Source organism: Streptomyces sp. NBC_00353, from assembly GCF_036108815.1.
Lineage (GTDB): Bacteria > Actinomycetota > Actinomycetes > Streptomycetales > Streptomycetaceae > Streptomyces.
Map to the genome: position 1 here is coordinate 4,906,392 of NZ_CP107985.1, position 17,051 is coordinate 4,923,442.

13 protein-coding genes are annotated in these 17,051 nt (G+C 72.2%); 8 read left to right on the plus strand and 5 right to left on the minus strand.

The window, feature by feature from the left end; all coding sequences use genetic code 11:
• The first annotated feature begins 33 nt into the window (after window positions 1–33).
• Complete coding sequence (locus tag OHA88_RS22135; protein ID WP_328626786.1) at window positions 34–2,493, plus strand: helicase C-terminal domain-containing protein; 2,460 nt, start codon at window positions 34–36, stop codon at window positions 2,491–2,493.
• Between the two features lie 225 nt (window positions 2,494–2,718).
• The gene (locus OHA88_RS22140) at window positions 2,719–4,362 is read left to right on the plus strand and encodes a DNA repair helicase XPB (RefSeq protein ID WP_328626787.1); all 1,644 of its coding nucleotides are present in this window, start codon (window positions 2,719–2,721) and stop codon (window positions 4,360–4,362) included.
• A 101-nt stretch (window positions 4,363–4,463) separates the two neighbouring features.
• Here OHA88_RS22140 and OHA88_RS22145 read toward each other — a convergent pair whose 3' ends face one another.
• Window positions 4,464–4,691 (minus strand): hypothetical protein, encoded by a 228-nt coding sequence (locus tag OHA88_RS22145; RefSeq protein ID WP_328626788.1) that lies wholly within the window; start codon window positions 4,689–4,691, stop codon window positions 4,464–4,466.
• Between the two features lie 398 nt (window positions 4,692–5,089).
• Between OHA88_RS22145 and OHA88_RS22150 the strand changes: the two genes are divergently transcribed.
• Window positions 5,090–7,183, plus strand: coding sequence for a HelD family protein (locus OHA88_RS22150; protein WP_328626789.1), 2,094 nt, complete (start codon window positions 5,090–5,092; stop codon window positions 7,181–7,183).
• Window positions 7,184–7,312: 129 nt separating this feature from the next.
• Here the strand turns inward: OHA88_RS22150 and OHA88_RS22155 are convergent, their stop codons facing one another.
• Complete coding sequence (locus tag OHA88_RS22155; protein ID WP_326628372.1) at window positions 7,313–8,020, minus strand: copper homeostasis protein CutC; 708 nt, start codon at window positions 8,018–8,020, stop codon at window positions 7,313–7,315.
• A 245-nt stretch (window positions 8,021–8,265) separates the two neighbouring features.
• Here OHA88_RS22155 and OHA88_RS22160 point away from each other — a divergent pair, with 245 nt between their 5' ends.
• Window positions 8,266–10,557, plus strand: coding sequence for a heavy metal translocating P-type ATPase (locus OHA88_RS22160; protein WP_328626790.1), 2,292 nt, complete (start codon window positions 8,266–8,268; stop codon window positions 10,555–10,557).
• A 23-nt stretch (window positions 10,558–10,580) separates the two neighbouring features.
• Here OHA88_RS22160 and OHA88_RS22165 read toward each other — a convergent pair whose 3' ends face one another.
• The 3 genes from OHA88_RS22165 to OHA88_RS22175 are packed head-to-tail and all read right to left on the minus strand — an operon-like array spanning window position 10,581 to window position 12,966.
• Window positions 10,581–11,441, minus strand: a complete 861-nt coding sequence (locus OHA88_RS22165) for a biotin-dependent carboxyltransferase family protein (RefSeq protein ID WP_328626791.1) — start codon at window positions 11,439–11,441, stop codon at window positions 10,581–10,583.
• Entirely contained in the window at window positions 11,438–12,220 is a 783-nt protein-coding gene (locus OHA88_RS22170; RefSeq protein ID WP_328626792.1) for a 5-oxoprolinase subunit B family protein, read from the minus strand. Before OHA88_RS22170 ends, OHA88_RS22165 begins: the two co-directional genes overlap by 4 nt.
• Entirely contained in the window at window positions 12,217–12,966 is a 750-nt protein-coding gene (locus tag OHA88_RS22175; RefSeq protein ID WP_328629763.1) for a LamB/YcsF family protein, read from the minus strand. Before OHA88_RS22175 ends, OHA88_RS22170 begins: the two co-directional genes overlap by 4 nt.
• Window positions 12,967–13,140: 174 nt before the next feature.
• Between OHA88_RS22175 and OHA88_RS22180 the strand changes: the two genes are divergently transcribed.
• The 4 genes from OHA88_RS22180 to OHA88_RS22195 all read left to right on the plus strand — a co-directional run bounded on the left by OHA88_RS22180 (window position 13,141) and on the right by OHA88_RS22195 (window position 17,051).
• Window positions 13,141–13,857, plus strand: a complete 717-nt coding sequence (locus tag OHA88_RS22180) for a GntR family transcriptional regulator (RefSeq protein ID WP_328626793.1) — start codon at window positions 13,141–13,143, stop codon at window positions 13,855–13,857.
• A 375-nt stretch (window positions 13,858–14,232) separates the two neighbouring features.
• Window positions 14,233–14,964: a DUF969 domain-containing protein gene (locus OHA88_RS22185; protein ID WP_030979511.1), complete on the plus strand. Its 732-nt coding sequence runs from the start codon at window positions 14,233–14,235 to the stop codon at window positions 14,962–14,964.
• The gene (locus OHA88_RS22190; protein ID WP_267003417.1) at window positions 14,961–15,929 is read left to right on the plus strand and encodes a DUF979 domain-containing protein; all 969 of its coding nucleotides are present in this window, start codon (window positions 14,961–14,963) and stop codon (window positions 15,927–15,929) included. The genes OHA88_RS22185 and OHA88_RS22190 overlap by 4 nt, the downstream gene beginning before the upstream one ends.
• A 93-nt stretch (window positions 15,930–16,022) precedes the next feature.
• A complete protein-coding gene (locus OHA88_RS22195) occupies window positions 16,023–17,051 on the plus strand; it encodes a DUF2891 domain-containing protein (protein WP_328626794.1) in 1,029 nt (342 codons plus the stop codon).

Below are 17,051 nucleotides of genomic sequence, written 5' to 3' on the forward strand. Positions count from 1 at the left end.
TCGGGCCTGTCCGGAGCGACTACCGTGGGACGGATGGGGATGACCACACCACCGCGGACGCTCGCCGAAGCTCTGCGCGCCCGGGACGACGAGTCGTTGGCCGGGCTGCTCCGCGCCCGCCCCGATCTTCTGTCTCCGGTACCGAACGACATCACCCAGCTGGCGACGCGAGCCGGCACCCGGGCCTCTGTCGTACGCGCGCTGGAGCACCTCGACCGGTTCGCCCTGCAGACCGCGGAGGCGCTTGCCGTCGCGCCCGATCCGGCCCCGTACGACACTCTGCTCGCCCTGCTCACCGGCGACGGCCAGGACGACGGCACGGCCCGCGACGATGCGGGTACGGCGATCCGGAGCGCGGCACCCGGCGCCCTCGCGACCCTGCGCGAACAGGCCCTCGTCTGGGGCGAGAACGACCGGCTGCGGCTGGTGCGTACCGCGCGCGAACTCCTTGCCCCGTCCCCTCAGCACCCCTCCCCCACCGGGCTGGGGCCGACCGTCGCCGAGGCCACGGCCGGCATGTCGCCGGGCCGGCTCCAGGAGATCCTGGTGGCGGCCGGACTGCCCGCCACCCATGACCCGGTCTCCGCCGTGGCCTCCCTGTCCGCGCTCTTCACCGACCGCGGCAGGATGGGCGAGCTGCTCGACACCGCGCCGGTCGAGGCCCTGTCGGTGCTGGACCGGCTGGTGTGGGGCCCGCCGTACGGGGAGGTGACCCCGAACCCGACGCCGCCCGTGAAGTGGCTGCGCGACCGCGGGCTGCTGCTGCCCGTGTCGACGCGCACGGTCGTCCTGCCGCGCGAGGCGGCCCTGCATCTGCGGGCCGGGCGCGCCCACCGCGTACCGGAGCCGCTGCCGCCCGCCGTCGTGGCGGCCGCGACGCGTGATCCCCGGGCTGTGGACAGTGCGGCGGCGGGCCAGGCGTTCCTGGCGGTGTCCACCGTCGAGGAACTCCTGACGAGCTGGAACGGCGGCGGCCCACCGATACTGCGCGCCGGCGGCCTCAGCGTCCGCGAGCTGAAGCGGATCGCGACCGTTCTCGACGTGTCCGAGCCGATCGCCGCGTTCTGGCTCGAACTCGCCTACGCGGCCGGACTGCTGGCCTCCGACGGCGAGGCCGACGAACGGTATGCGCCGACCCCCGCCTACGACGACTGGACCGAACTCCCCGTCCAGGACCGCTGGGTGCACCTCGCCACCACCTGGCTCACCGCCACCCGCACCGCCGGCCTGGTCGGCGGCCAGGACGCCAAGGGCCGGGCCCTGTCCGCGCTCGGCCCCGAACTCGACCGCTCGGCCGCCCCCGAGGTACGCCACCGCATCCTGGCCCTGCTCGCCTCGCTGGACCCCGGCACCGCCCCGGACCCGGAGTCGCTGCTCGCCCGGCTCCGCTGGGAGCGGCCGCTGCGCGGCGCCTCCACGTCCGCCGGGAACACCACCGACCTGCGGTCCCGGATCGCCCTGTGGACGCTGAACGAGTCCGAACTCCTCGGCATCACCGGCCGTGGCGCGCTCTCCTCCCAGTCCCGCGCCCTGATCGACTCCGGACCGGCGAAGGCCGCCGCGCTGCTCGCCCCGCTCATCCCGGAGCCCCTCGACCACGTCCTGCTCCAGGCCGACCTGACGGCCGTCGCGCCCGGCCCGCTGGAACGCCCCCTCGCCGACACGCTGTCCGTCCTCGCCGACATCGAGTCGAAGGGTGGTGCGACGGTCTACCGGTTCACGCCGGGCTCCGTACGCCGTGCGCTGGACGCCGGACAGTCCGCGGCCGATCTGCACGCGTTCCTCGCCGCACACAGCTGTACGCCGGTCCCGCAGCCCCTCAGCTACCTCATCGACGACGTCGCCCGCCGTCACGGCCATCTGCGGATCGGCGCCGCTTCCGCTTACGTACGCTGCGACGACGAGGCCGTGCTCAACGAGATCCTCGCCGACCGGCGCTCGGCCACCCTGCGCCTGCGCCGCCTCGCACCGACGGCACTGGCCGCCCAGATCGACCCGGCGTCCCTGCTCGAAGGGCTGCGCGAGATGGGCTACGCCCCGGCCGCCGAGTCCGCCGAGGGCGACGTCCTGATCACCCGCGCGGGCATCCGCCGCACCCCGCCCCGTACCCCGCCCGCCCCTGTCCCCGAAGGCCCGCCGGTGCCCGACGGAACGCTGCTGGGCGCGGCGGTACGGGCGATCCGCGCCGGGGACACAGCCGCGACGGTCGTCCACAAGGAGACGGACGGGACCGCCGCCGCCACGGCCGGCTCACTGCCCCGCACGACGTCCGCGGAGACCCTCGCCACGGTCCAGGCGGCGGCGATGACGGGCTCCGCGGTGTGGATCGGGTACGTCAACGCGGAGGGCGCGGCCAGCCAGCGGGTCATCGCCCCGGTCCGGGTGGAGGGCGGCTTCGTGACGGCGTACGACCACACGGCGGACGAGGTCCGCACCTACCCGCTGCACCGGATCACCGGCGTCGCCGAACTGGCCGACGACGCCACCACCTGACCTCCCGGCCCAGCGGGACGGGCCACCGCCGGCGCGGCCGCTCCGGTGCCGTACCCCCGGCAGCGGCACGGGTCACCCGCGGGCCGGGACACGTCCCGTACCCGCACGGCGAGCGAGTGGCCGGACAACCCGCTCGCCGACACCTACGCGCCACCTACCTCACATGGGGCACACTGGACGTTTGGCCGCACGGGCGGCCGTACCCCGTAGAAAGGGCCGAGACGCGTGACCGGACCCCTCATCGTCCAAAGCGACAAGACCCTGCTCCTGGAAGTCGACCACGACCAGGCCGATGCCTGCCGTCGCGCGATCGCGCCCTTCGCGGAACTGGAGCGGGCGCCGGAGCACATCCACACCTACCGGCTGACCCCCCTCGGGCTGTGGAACGCACGCGCCGCCGGGCACGACGCCGAGCAGGTCGTCGACGCGCTCGTGCAGTACTCGCGCTATCCGGTACCGCACGCGCTGCTCGTCGACATCGCCGAGACGATGGCCCGGTACGGCCGCCTCACGCTCTCCAAGCATCCGGTCCACGGTCTGGTGCTGACCTCCACGGACCGGCCCGTTCTGGAGGAGATCCTCCGGTCGAAGAAGGTCCAGCCGCTGGTCGGGGCCCGGATCGACCCGGACACCGTGGCGGTGCACCCGTCCGAGCGCGGGCAGATCAAGCAGACGCTGCTGAAGCTGGGCTGGCCGGCCGAGGACCTCGCCGGGTACGTCGACGGCGAGGCGCACCCGATCGAGCTGGCCGAGGACGGCTGGGCACTGCGGCCGTACCAGAGGCAGGCCGTCGAGGGGTTCTGGCACGGTGGCTCCGGTGTCGTCGTACTGCCCTGTGGTGCGGGCAAGACACTGGTCGGGGCCGGTGCGATGGCGGAGGCCAAGGCGACCACGCTGATCCTGGTGACGAACACCGTCTCGGCCCGGCAGTGGAAGCACGAGCTGGTGAAGCGGACGTCGCTGACCGAGGACGAGATCGGCGAGTACAGCGGTACGCGCAAGGAGATCCGGCCGGTCACCATCGCCACGTACCAGGTGCTGACGACCCGCCGTAAGGGCGTCTATCCGCATCTGGAGCTGTTCGACTCCCGCGACTGGGGCCTGGTGATCTACGACGAGGTGCATCTGCTGCCCGCACCCGTCTTCAAGTTCACCGCCGACCTGCAGGCCCGGCGGCGGCTCGGCCTCACCGCGACGCTCGTCCGGGAGGACGGCCGCGAGTCGGACGTCTTCTCGCTGATCGGCCCCAAGCGGTTCGACGCGCCGTGGAAGGAGATCGAGGCGCAGGGGTACATCGCGCCTGCCGACTGTGTCGAGGTCCGGGTCAATCTGACGGACTCGGAGCGGCTGGCCTACGCGACCGCCGAGGCCGAGGAGAAGTACCGGTTCTGCGCGACGACCGCGACGAAGCGGAAGGTGACGGAGGCGCTGGTGCGCAAGCACCGGGGCGAGCAGACCCTCGTCATCGGGCAGTACATCGACCAGCTCGACGAGCTGGGCGAGCATCTGGACGCCCCGGTGATCAAGGGCGAGACGAGCAACGCACAGCGCGAGAAGCTCTTCGACGCGTTCCGCCAGGGCGAGCTCAGCGTCCTCGTCGTGTCGAAGGTCGCGAACTTCTCGATCGACCTGCCGGAGGCGACCGTCGCCATCCAGGTGTCGGGCACGTTCGGCTCACGGCAGGAGGAGGCACAGCGGCTCGGCCGGGTGCTGCGGCCGAAGGCGGACGGGCACGAGGCCCGGTTCTACTCGGTGGTCGCCCGCGACACGATCGATCAGGACTTCGCGGCACACCGCCAGCGGTTCCTGGCCGAGCAGGGGTACGCGTACCGGATCGTGGACGCGGACGAGCTGCTGACGGACAACTGAGCAGCTGAATCGAGCGCTCCACGCGCGGGGGCGGTGCTCGTCGCCTCCGCGCCGGATGCTCGTACCGGAGCGGTCGCGCGAGCTCGGTGGCCCCGCCGTACTCAGTGTTCGCGGCGTACGGAGTGGTCGTGCTGTTCTCGATGGTCGCGGCGGAGGACGCCCGCCTCCTCCGCGTACTCGCCGAGGACGGCCACGTCGAACGCGGCGCGTGCGAAAACCTTCACGGCGCGCACGGCGTCGCCGATGTGGTGGGTGGGCGGGTGACCGGTGGCGGCCGTCGCGCCGTGCGCGGGGCCGGTCCCGTGTGGGTTCAGGCTGGCGGTGCTCATGTAATCCATGGTCCTGCGCCCGTGCCGTAAAGGCATCGGCCCGCGGGCGGAATCCCCGTGGTCTTCGCATAGGCCTCCGGTCGCATGCCGTCCCCTACGGGATGGGGCGGGGGCTGGACGGGGGAGGGACTGCGGGTGGGCCGGGCAGCTCAATTCGTTCGACCCCGCCGGTCGCGGTCGATACAATCGCCGGTCTGCCCGCCTCCCGCACCGTGGTACCGGCTCGTCGCCGGCAGCCGGGGGAGCGCCGCCGACCGGACGGAAACCGGCCGACAGTCGTACGTGCACCTGCGTGCGTACCCCGTGATCGATCCTCGAGCGGACCGCGTCGCCCCCTGCCCGTAACCGGGAGCGAGCTGCGGGCCGCCGTCCTGCGTTGAAAAGCCGGAGGCAACACCGTGCCCGCGCACGAACACGAAAGCGACACCACCACCACCGATCCGCTGGCTCGCGAGCGCGGCCATCTCGCGGCGTCCCGGGCCGCGTTGCGCGCCATGCGTGAGGACGCCCAGGCGCTCGACATCCGCGATGTCACCGCGAACTGGGTCAACGCCGCCGTCCTGCAGGCCCAGATCGACGAACGCATCAAGTCGCTCGCCGACCTCTCCCACACCCCGCTCTTCTTCGGCCGCCTCGACTATCTGCACCCGGTCGGTGCCGAACAGGCCGAGGGCGCGGAGGGCGAGCAGTTCTACATCGGGCGGCGCCATGTCCATGACGCCGACGGCGATCCGATGGTCATCGACTGGCGTGCGCCCGTCTCGCAGCCGTTCTACCGGGCCTCGAAGAAGGACCCGCAGGACGTCGGACAGCGCCGCCGCTTCGGGTACACCGGCGGCGAGCTGACCGCGTACGAGGACGAGCACCTCAGCGACCCGACCGAGGCCGCACAGACCAGCAAACTGCTCCAGGCGGAGATCGAGCGGCCGCGCGTCGGTCCGATGCGCGACATCGTGGCGACGATCCAGCCCGAGCAGGACGAGATCGTCCGCAGCGGGCTCGGCGGGACGGTCTGCGTGCAGGGAGGGCCCGGAACCGGCAAGACCGCTGTCGGCCTGCACCGGGTCGCGTATCTGCTGTACGCGCACCGCGAGCGGCTCGCCCGCACCGGCACGCTGGTCATCGGGCCGAACCGGTCGTTCCTCCACTACATCGAACAGGTGCTCCCGGCCCTCGGTGAGCTGGAGGTGAAGCAGGCGACCGTCGACGATCTGGTGGCGGCGCATGTCGAGGTGCGGGGTACGGACGCGGCGGAGGCGGCCGTCGTCAAGGGTGACGCCCGGATGGCGGAGGTGCTGCGGCGGGCGATCCGTTCCCATGTGACGCTGCCGACGGAGCCGGTGATGGTGGTGCGCGGTTCGCGCCGCTGGCGGGTGCCCGCGTACGAACTGGATGAGATGGTCACCGAGTTGCTGGCCCGCGACATGCGATACGGAGCGGCGCACGAGGCGCTTCCGCAGCGCATCGCGCACGCCGTCCTGGTACGGATGGAGGAGGCCGGCGAGGCCCCCGACGACCGGGTGCAGAACGCGGTGGCCCGCACTCCCGCGGTCAAGGCGGCCGTGAAGGCGATCTGGCCCGCCGTCGACCCGGCGAAGCTGGTGCTGCGGCTGCTCTCCGACCCGGAGTTCCTGGCCGCGCACGCGGACGGGCTGCTCACCGAGGACGAGCAGAAGACGATCCTGTGGACGAAGCCGGCCCGGAGTGTGAAGTCGGCGAAGTGGTCGGCGGCGGACGCGGTGCTGATCGACGAGGCGAGCGATCTGGTGGCGCGTACCCACTCGCTCGGCCATGTCGTCCTCGACGAGGCGCAGGACCTCTCCCCCATGCAGTACCGGGCGGTGGGCCGCCGCTGCACGACAGGTTCGGCGACCGTGCTCGGTGACCTGGCACAGGGGACGACGCCGTGGTCGACGGAGAGCTGGGCGCAGGCGCTGCACCACCTGGGCAAGGCGGACGCGGTGGTGGAGGAGCTGACGGCGGGCTTCCGTGTGCCGAGGGAGGTCATCGCGTACGCGTCACGGCTGCTGCCGGTGATCTCGCCGGGTCTCGCGGAGGTGGAGTCGGTGCGTGAGTCGCCGGGCTCACTGGCGGTACGGGAAGTGGCCGGCCCGGCCGCTCTGGACGCGGCGGTGCTCGCGGCGTGCGAGGAGTCGCTGGCGCAGGAGGGGTCGATCGGCCTGATCGCGGCGGACGCCCGGATCCCGGCGCTGGCGGAGGCGCTGACGGCGGCGGGGCACGCGTACCTGTCCCCCGGCGAGGAGACGACGGCCGAGTCCCGGCTGACGCTGGTCCCGGCGTCGCTGGCGAAGGGGCTGGAGTACGACTATGTGGTGCTGGACGAACCGGCGGCGGTGGTCGACGGCGAACCGGACGAACGCACGGGCCTGCGCCGGTTGTATGTGGCGCTGACCCGTGCGGTGTCAGGGTTGACGGTGGTGCACGCGGCGGGGTTGCCGGAGGCGCTCGGGGGTACCGGGGCCGCCCGGTAGCCGCCGGGCCTCAATCGCCGGACGGGCTCGGCTCTCCGGCCCGTCGAGCGGATCCCCCCATGCCCTCGAGACCCCTCGAGACCCCTCGAGACCCCTCGAGACCATGGGGGTGGTTGAGGACGGAACCGGTCACCCCGGTGAGCCGCCCTGCCCGTCGAGCCGCGCCCGCCACTCCCGTACCGCTGCCTCGTCCACCGGCGCGTCCCATCCCTTGGGTCGCGCCGCACCCCCGATGTGCACCGCGTCGATGCCCGCGGCCAGCAGCTCCGGCAGGTGTTCGAGCCGCAGCCCGCCCCCCACCAGGATCTGCGGCTCGTAGCCGGGCTCGCCGTTCCGTGCCGCCTCGACGAGCAGCACCGGGATGCCGTCGTCGACGCCGAGCGCCGATCCGGCCGTGAGGTACGTGTCGAGGCCGGGCAGGTCCGCCAGCTGCTTGCGCAGGGCGTCCCGGTCGGTGGCGCGGTCGATCGCGCGGTGGAACGTCCAACTGCAGCCGTCCAGCTCCGCGACGAGCCGCTCGACGGCGACGAGGTCCGCGTGGCCCTGCGCATCCAGGAAGCCGAGGACGAATTCCTCGGCGCCCTCGGCCCGCAGCTCGCGCGCCTTCCGTACGAGTACGTCGATGTCACCGGCCGCGAAGCCGTCCGCCACTCTGAGCATCACCCGCAGCGGAATGTCGACTGCGGCACGGATCTTCGCGAAGGTCGCGCAGGACGGGGTCAGTCCGTCCGCCGCCATGTCGGTGACCAGCTCGAGCCGGTCTGCACCACCCGCCTGGGCAGCGACCGCGTCCTCCGCGTCGAGAGCGATCACCTCCAGGACTGCACGGTTGCTCATGGGACCCCATTCCTCCAGTAAACAGCTATAGGTCTAGTCCAATGGCCAGCCTACGGGTCAGTCGGCTGAAGGTGCAGCTTCCCTGCGGACGTGAAGATACGCGAGGTCAGAGGGGTGCCCGACGGCTGGATGCACCCGGGTCCGCGGCCCGGCACCGGATCCACCCTTGCGCTTCATAGGGGTGGGGGGTATACATACATCAGTATCGGATACCCCCTAGGGGTATACACGCCAGGGAGGACACCGTGTCCGCGCACACCGCCGCAACCGGCACCGGCACCGGCACCACCGCAGAGGTCGAGCTCTCCATCGGCGGCATGACCTGCGCATCCTGCGCGGCCCGCATCGAGAAGAAGCTCAACCGGATGGACGGCGTCACCGCCACCGTCAACTACGCCACCGAGAAGGCCAAGGTCAGCTACCGGGGCGAGGACCTGTCCGTACAGGACCTGATCGCCACCGTCGAGAAGACCGGCTACACGGCGCAGGAGCCCGCGCCTCCGGTACGCACCGAGGAGCCCACGTCCGCCGCCGAGGACGGGGCCGACGCGCTCCGCCCGCTGCGGCAGCGGTTGCTCACCGCCGTCGTGCTCGCCGTCCCGGTGATCGCGATGTCGATGATCCCGGCGCTGCAGTTCATGTACTGGCAGTGGCTCTCACTGACCCTGACCGCCCCCGTCGTCACCTACGCCGCCTGGCCGTTCCACCGCGCCGCCTGGACCAATGCCCGGCACGGCGCGGCGACCATGGACACACTGATCTCCGTCGGCACATCGGCCGCGTTCCTGTGGTCCGTGTGGGCGCTGTTCTTCGGCATGGCCGGAATGCCCGGCATGACGCACCCCTTCGAGCTGACCATCGGCCGCAGCGACGGCGCGGGGAACATCTATCTGGAGGCCGCGGCCGGAGTCACCGCGTTCATCCTGGCCGGCCGCTGGTTCGAGGCCCGCTCCAAGCGGAAGGCCGGCGCGGCGCTCAAGGCGCTCCTGGAGCTGGGTGCCAAGGAGGTCACCGTGCTGAGGGACGGCCGCGAGGTGACCGTGCCGACGGCTGAGCTGCAGGTCGGGAACCGGTTCCTGGTCCGTCCCGGTGAGAAGATCGCCACCGACGGCACCGTCGTCGAGGGCGCCTCGGCGGTGGACGCGTCGATGCTCACCGGCGAGTCGGTGCCGGTCGAGGTGGGGGTCGGGGACGCCGTCACCGGTGCCACGCTCAACGCGGGCGGCCGTCTCGTCGTGCGCGCCACCCGGGTCGGCGCCGACACCCAGCTGGCACGGATGGCCAGGCTCGTGGAGGACGCGCAGAACGGCAAGGCGGCGGCCCAGCGCCTCGCCGACCGGATCTCGGCGGTCTTCGTCCCGGTCGTCCTGCTGATCGCGCTGGTCACCCTGGTCGTCTGGCTGCTTCTCACCGACGACGTCACAGCCGCGTTCACCGCCGCCGTCGCCGTACTGATCATCGCCTGCCCGTGCGCACTCGGCCTCGCCACACCCACCGCCCTCATGGTCGGCACGGGGCGCGGCGCGCAGCTCGGCATCCTGATCAAGGGGCCCGAGGTCCTGGAGACCACACGCCGCATCGACACGATCGTCCTCGACAAGACCGGCACCGTCACAACCGGCCGGATGACACTGCTGGACGTCCACGTGGCAGCGGACACCGCGGCGGACGAGGCGCAGGTGCTGCGGCTGGCCGGCGCCCTGGAACACGCCTCCGAACACCCCATCGCCCAGGCGGTCGCCACCGGCGCCCGCGAGCGGACCGGGACCGCCCTGCCCGCCGTCCAGGACTTCGCCGGTCTCGCGGGACTCGGCGTCCAGGGTGTCGTCGAGGGCCACGCCGTCCTCGTCGGCCGGGAGCAGCTGCTCGCCGAGTGGGAGATCCACCTGCCCGATGAGCTGGCCCGGAAGAAGGCGGCGGCGGAAGCGGCCGGCCGGACGGCCGTCGCGGTGGCCTGGGACGGCGAGGCGCGGGCGGTCCTGGAGGTCGCGGACGCGGTGAAGGAGACCAGCGCGGAGGCGATCGCACGGCTGCGGGCCCTCGGTCTGACACCGATCCTCCTCACCGGGGACAACCGGGCGGTGGCGGAGGCGGTCGCGGCGGAGGTCGGGATCGACCGGGACGACGTGTACGCGCAGGTCATGCCCGAGGACAAGGTCGATGTCGTCAAGCGGCTGCAGGCCCGGGGCCGTTCGGTCGCGATGGTCGGCGACGGCGTCAACGACGCGGCGGCACTGGCCCAGGCGGACCTGGGCCTGGCGATGGGCACGGGCACGGACGCGGCGATCGAGGCCGGCGACCTGACCCTGGTCCGCGGGGACCTGCGGGCGGCGGCGGACGCGATCCGGCTGTCGCGGAAGACACTCGGGACGATCCGTACGAACCTGTTCTGGGCGTTCGCTTACAACGTGGCGGCGCTGCCGCTGGCCGCGGCGGGGCTGCTGAACCCGATGATCGCGGGGGCGGCGATGGCGTTCTCGTCGGTGTTCGTGGTGGGCAACTCGTTGCGGCTGCGGGGGTTCCGCGCGGTGGCGTAGGACCGGCCCGACGGGGCCGGTGGTCAGCCCGCGCTCACGAACCGCACCCGGGTGCCCGGCACCGCCTGTGCCGCCCCCGCGAGTGCGCTCTCGTCCACGACCCCGACGACCGGATAGCCCCCGGTCGTCGGATGGTCGTTGAGGAACACCACCGGGCGTCCGTCCGGCGGCACCTGTATGGCGCCGAGCACCATCCCCTCACTGGGCAGTTCGCCCTCGTGGGCGCGCGTCAGGGCCGGGCCCTCCGTGCGCAGGCCGATCCGGTTGCTGTGCGGCGAGACCCGGTACGTGGCCGTGGTGAGCGTGCGCAGCGCCTGATCCGTGAACCAGGTGTGACGGGGGCCGAGGCGTACGGGGAGAACGAGCTCGGCCGGCGCGCCCGGCCAGGGCACGGCGTCGGGGGCCGCGGGCCGCGACGCCCCGTGTCCCAGCGGCAGTACGTCGCCGTCGCGCAGCGGGGCCGGGCCGAGCCCGGAGAGCAGGTCCGCGGACCTGCTGCCCAGCACCGGTTCCGGCAGCAGGCCGCCCCCGAATGCCAGATAGCTGCGCAGCCCCTGCACCGCAGGCCCCGCGTCGAGCACCGCGCCCGCCGGTACGTGCACGGGTGTCCCCCAGGCCACGGGCCGCCCGTCGACCGTGACCCGGCAGGGCGCACCGCCGACGACGGCGACCACGGGCCGGTCCGGGCGGACCGCGCAGCCGGTGGCGGTCGTCTCCAGCAGCGCCGCGTCCGCAGGGTTTCCGGCCAGCCGGTTGGCGAGGCGGCGGGAGGGGGCGTCCAGGGCGCCGGCGCGCGGCACCCCGAGGTGCGCCCAGCCGATACGGCCCGCGTCCTGAACGGTGGTCAGGGCTCCGGCCCTGACCACCTCGATGGCACCGGTCATGGCCGCACCTCCGCCGCGACGAAGCGCACCCGTGCCCCGGGGCTCAGCAGGGCGGCCGGTTCGCGGGCCGGGTTCCACAGTTCGCCCGGCTCGGGCATCCGCCCGATGATCTGCCAGCCGCCGGGCGACGGGCGTGGGTACACCCCGGTGTACGCCCCCGCGAGGGCCAGCGCACCGGCCGGAACCCTGGTGCGCGGAGTCGCGCGGCGTGGCAGGTGCAGGTGCTCGGGGAGGCCGGTGAGGTAGCCGAAGCCGGGGGCGAACCCGCAGAAGGCCACCCGGAATTCGGTCCCGGCGTGGATGCGGGGCACCTCGGCAACGGTGACGCCCCAGGCCGCCGCGACGTCGGCGAGGTCCGGGCCGTCGTAGACGACGGGGATCTCGACGGCTTCCCCGGTGTCGCGCCGCAGCGGCGGTATCTCCCAGGAGACGAGTTCCCGGGCGAGCCGCGCGCTGCCGTCCGGGGTGCGGTCCGCGATGCCGTCGAGCAGGACGGTCCTGGCACCGGGCACGATCTCGCGTACGGCGGGCAGTTCGCCGCGTGCGCGACGCCGCAGCAGCTCGGCGTGAAAGGCCTCGGCGTGTTCACCGGAGGACAGCTCGACGAGCAGCGCTCCGGACCCGGCGGGAAGAACGCGGATGCCGGCCGGGGCGCCCGCCTCGTGGGACGGCCAAGCACTCGTCCCGCGCGACGCGGACGTACGCGCGTCGCGGGACTGTCCCGTGAGGACGCTCCGCTCGGCCGTGACCCCGTGCGCGGCGCCGGCACCCGCGCTCATGCGAATGCCCGCACGGCCACGCCCGCTTCTTCGAGCGCCGCTCTGATCCTGCGTGCCAGCGCCGCCGCGCCCGGGGTGTCGCCGTGCACGCAGAGCGAGCGTGCCGCGACCGGTATCCGGCTGCCGTCCGCGCCAGTGACGCCCCGGTCCACCGCCATCCCGACACTGCGGCGTACGACTTCGTCCTCGTCGTGCAGCACCGCGCCGGGCTCGCTCCGCGGAACCAGCGTGCCCTGCGGGGTGTACGCGCGGTCGGCGAAGGCCTCCTCGACGGAAGTGAGACCCGCGGCCCTGGCGTGGGCGAGCAGGCGCGACCCGGGGAGCCCGAGGACCGCCAGGTCCCCGCCGGCCAGCCTGACGCCCTCGACCACGGCTGCGGCCTGGTCGTCGTCCCAGACGGCGCGGTTGTAGAGGGCGCCGTGCGGTTTGACGTACGCGACCGTGGAGCCGGCCGCTTCGGCGAAGACCCGCAGCGCGCCGATCTGGTAGGCGATCTCGGCGGTGAGTTCGGCGGGTGGCACATCCATGGAGCGACGCCCGAAGCCGGCCAGATCGCGGTAGGCGACCTGGGCACCGATCCGGACGCCCCTGGCGGCCGCGATGTCGCAGACCCGCCGCATCACGGAGGCGTCGCCCGCGTGGAACCCGCAGGCCACATTGGCGCTGGTGACGCAGTCGAGCAGCGCGTCGTCATCGGTGAGGGTCCAGTGCCCGAACCCTTCGCCGAGATCCGCGTTGAGATCCATCGGGTTCGTCGGGCTCGCCGGGTTCGTCGGGTTCGTCAGATCCATCACGGGCGCACGCTAGCGATTGTTCAACAATCTGACAAGACCCGGCTTGGGGAGCGAGACACCCGTACGGTTCACTGGGCACAGAGTGCGCACCGGACGACGCGCACGGCAACAGGCGGAGGACGGGGCATGGCGGGGAATGCGGGCGGCGGGACTTCTCCGGATCTCTCGGAACTGGCGGCGGACAGCGCCTCCCTGGCCCGGTCCGGCACCGCCGAACGGGTCGCCGCCATCCTGCGGGACCGGATCATGGAAGGCTACTTCCCGCCGGGCAGCCGGCTCTCCGAGGAGAGCATCAGCGGCGCCCTCGCCGTGTCCCGGAACACCTTGCGCGAGGCCTTCCGCCTGCTGTCGCACGAACGCCTCCTGGAACACCGGCTCAACAAGGGCGTCTTCGTCCGCGTCCTCGCCGTCGACGACCTGGTGGACATCTACCGGGTCCGGCTGCTCGTCGAGTGCGCCGCCCTGCGGACGCTGGGCGAGCCGCCGTACGACCTGACGGCCGTCGAGGCCGCCGTGTCGACGGGCGAGCAGGCGGCGCTCGCCAACGACTGGCCGGTCTGCTCGACCGCCAACATCCGCTTCCACCAGGCCCTGGCCGGCCTCGCGAACAGCCCCCGCACGGACGAGCTGATGCGCAACGTCCTCGCCGAACTGCGGCTGGCCTTCCATGTGATGGCCGACCCGCGCCGGTTCCACGAGCCCTACCTCACCCGGAACAGGGAGATCGCGGACAGACTCGCCGAGGGCGACGCGGCGGGCGCCGAGCGGATGCTGGCCTTCTATCTGGAGGACTCACGGCGCCAGCTGGCGGAGGCGTACGCGGAGCGCCTGACCGCACGATAGCCCCACCCGGGCACCCGCCGCGCGGCAACCTCACTCGGTACGGCCCGGCGCTTCACCCCGCGCCGGGCCATGTCACGCATGGAACGTTCCACAATCCGCACGATCCCCCCGAACCCCGCCCCTCGCACCACGCGCCGGACCCTCTCCGGGCGAAACCGCAGATCAGGGCCAAATCGCACCATCTTTCGCCCGCGTCGACCGAATTGGGCACCACCCGCTCCGGCCGCACCACGGCCCCACCTCACGCTTTGCTATCCATGTAGCCCACACCCTTGTGGGTTTGTTGAACAATCGCTTAATGTCTCGCGCACTACCCCGTCTGATCAGGACCGAGCAGGCATGCCTGCACGTCCATGCGCGGAAGAAGGCCGACGCGTGATCGTTCTCCTCGGCGTGCTCGTGGTGATCCTTGGATTCGCCACCCGCCGCAATCCCCTCCTTGTGGTGGGTGTCGCAGGCATCGTCACAGGGCTGCTCGGCAAGCTCTCCCCGCAGGAGGTGCTGGCCACATTCGGCAACAGCTTCGCCTCCGCGCGCTCCGTGACCGTCTTCGTCATCACGCTGCCCGTCATCGGGCTTCTCGAGCGGTACGGACTCCAGGAGCAGGCCCGTACTCTCATCGGCAAGCTGGGCAGGCTGACCACCGGCCGCTTCCTGGCGCTCTACCTGCTGATACGGCAGCTCACCGCCTCCGTCGGCCTCACCAGCATCGGCGGCCCCGCACAGAGTGTGCGGCCGCTGATCGCCCCGATGGCCGAGGCCGCCGCCGAGGCCAAGGCGGGTCGTCCGCTGCCGCAGAAGCTGCGCGAGAAGGTCCGTTCGCACGCGTCCGGCGCCGACACCATCGGGGTGTTCTTCGGTGAGGACTGCTTCATCGCCATCGGATCGATCCTGCTGATCACCGGCTTCGTGAACTCCACGTACGACCAGCACCTCGAACCGCTGCATCTGGCCCTGTGGGCGATCCCCTCCGCGATCTGCGCCTTCCTGATCCACGGGGCCCGCCTGCTCAACCTGGACCGGCAGCTGGAGCGCGAACTCGCCGTCGCCGCCGCCGAGAACGACCTGACGACGCACGCCGGGCTCCGGACGGAGGACGCCAAGTGATCAAGTCCGAGTACTTCTTCTGGCTGGTCGGCGCGGTGTTCCTCGTCATGGCCGCGCAGATGGTCATGGACCGCAGCAACCCCAAGCGCTTCGGTTCGGCCGGCTTCTGGGGTCTGCTGGGCGCCGCGTTCTTCTACTCCACCGGAGTCGTCGACAAGTCCCTCCCCGCCGAACCGCTGGGTGTCGCCGTCCTGATCCTGATCGTCCTGGGCGGCTGCGGTCTCACCGGCAAGGGCGCATCACACACTCCTTCCCGCGAGAAGCGCGCAGCCTCGGCCGCCCGCCTCGGCAACAAGCTGTTCCTTCCGGCTCTCACCATCCCCGTCGTCGCGATGGTCTGCGCGACGCTCGTGAAGAACTGGAAGATCGGTGGCGAACCGGTCCTGGAGCCGGGGTACGAGACCATCCTGGGTCTCGGCGTCGGCGCCATCGCCGCGCTGATCGTAGGCATGGTGCTGTTGCGCGAGCGGAGGATCTCCGTACCGCTGCACTCCGGTCGCAACATGCTGGAATCGATGGGCTGGGCGCTGATCCTGCCTCAGCTGCTCGCAGTCCTCGGCTCGATCTTCCAGTCCGCCGGTGTCGGTGAGCAGGTCGGAAGGATCAGTGAGGCGGTGCTGCCGGACGGTCAGAAGTTCGTGGCCGTGGCCGTCTACTGCTGCGGCATGGCGCTGTTCACCATCGTCATGGGCAATGCCTTCGCCGCGTTCCCGGTGATGACCGCCGCGATCGGCTGGCCCGTCCTCATCGAGCAGATGAACGGCAACGCGCCCGCGATCCTCGCGATCGGCATGCTCTGCGGCTTCTGCGGCACCCTCGTCACCCCGATGGCCGCCAACTTCAACCTGGTTCCCGCCGCTCTGCTCGAACTCAAGGACCAGTACGGCCCGATCAAGGCCCAACTCCCCACGGCGGCGGCCCTGCTGGTCTGCAACGTCGCGATCATGGCCCTCTTCGCCTTCTGACCCGGACCGCCCCTGACCCCAGCCGCCCCTGACCCCCCGGCCCGAGCCGCCCCTTGACCCGAGCCGCTCGCCCACCCCCTTGGAGTGACCCCGATGTCCCCCGCGCTCCCTGCCGCGTACGCCGTCCCCTTCACGGAACTGGCCCTCGCCAACGTCGTACGCGAGTACCCCAACGCCCCTGCCCACCTGTACGCCGGCCCCGAGGAACTGGTCGCGCCCCGCACCCTGCACCCCGCCTTCTACGGGGGGTACGACTGGCATTCCACCGTGCACATGCACTGGCTGCTCGTCCGCCTGCTGCGCCGCTTCTCCGCCACCGGCGACCTCCCGGCCACGGTCACCACCCGTGTCCACGAGGTACTGAACTCCCACCTCACCCCGGAGAACCTCGCCGTCGAGGCGGCGTACCTCCGCAAGCGCCCGCACTTCGAACGCCCCTACGGCTGGGCGTGGCTGGTGGCGCTGGCAGCGGAGTGCCGCGCGCTCGCCACCCCCGAGGGCGACCGCTGGGCCGACGCTCTCGCCCCCGCCGTGGAGACGGTCGGTGAACTCCTCACCGCTTGGCTGCCCAAGGCGACGTACCCGATCAGGCACGGAATCCACCCCAACAGCGCCTTCGGCCTGGGCATGGTTCTGGACGCGGGCGAGCGCGCCGGTCTGTCCCGCCCGGTGCTCGACGCGGTGGCGGAACGGCTGCGCACCTGGTTCGCCGAGGACCACGACGCCCCCGCCCACTGGGAGCCGTCCGGGCAGGACTTCCTCTCCCCCGCCCTGACCGAGGCGGACGCGATGCGCCGGGTGCTGCCCGTCGCGGAGTTCCGGACCTGGCTGGCCGGGTTCCTGCCCGGGCTGACGGACTCTCCGCTGCTCACCCCGCCCGTGGTCTCCGACCACTCGGACCCGCAGATCGGCCACCTCCTGGGCCTCACCATGAGCCGGGCAGCGGCCCTCCGTACGATCGCCGACGCGCTGGGCGAGGGCCCCGCCCACACCGCTCTGACCGCTTCGGCCGAGGCTCATCTCGCCGTCGGCCTGCCGTCGGTCTCCTCCGGTGACTTCAGCACGGACCACTGGCTGGCCACCTTCGCCGCACTGGCCCTGGACACCCCGCCCGGCCACTGA

Coding starts and splice junctions, on each gene's coding strand:
- OHA88_RS22135 (WP_328626786.1), top strand. CDS start 34: ATGGGGATGACCACACCACCGCGGACGCTCGCCGAAGCTCTGCGCGCC.
- OHA88_RS22145 (WP_328626788.1), bottom strand. CDS start 4,691: ATGAGCACCGCCAGCCTGAACCCACACGGGACCGGCCCCGCGCACGGC.
- OHA88_RS22155 (WP_326628372.1), bottom strand. CDS start 8,020: ATGAGCAACCGTGCAGTCCTGGAGGTGATCGCTCTCGACGCGGAGGAC.
- OHA88_RS22165 (WP_328626791.1), bottom strand. CDS start 11,441: ATGACCGGTGCCATCGAGGTGGTCAGGGCCGGAGCCCTGACCACCGTT.
- OHA88_RS22170 (WP_328626792.1), bottom strand. CDS start 12,220: ATGAGCGCGGGTGCCGGCGCCGCGCACGGGGTCACGGCCGAGCGGAGC.
- OHA88_RS22175 (WP_328629763.1), bottom strand. CDS start 12,966: ATGGATCTCAACGCGGATCTCGGCGAAGGGTTCGGGCACTGGACCCTC.
- OHA88_RS22180 (WP_328626793.1), top strand. CDS start 13,141: ATGGCGGGGAATGCGGGCGGCGGGACTTCTCCGGATCTCTCGGAACTG.
- OHA88_RS22195 (WP_328626794.1), top strand. CDS start 16,023: ATGTCCCCCGCGCTCCCTGCCGCGTACGCCGTCCCCTTCACGGAACTG.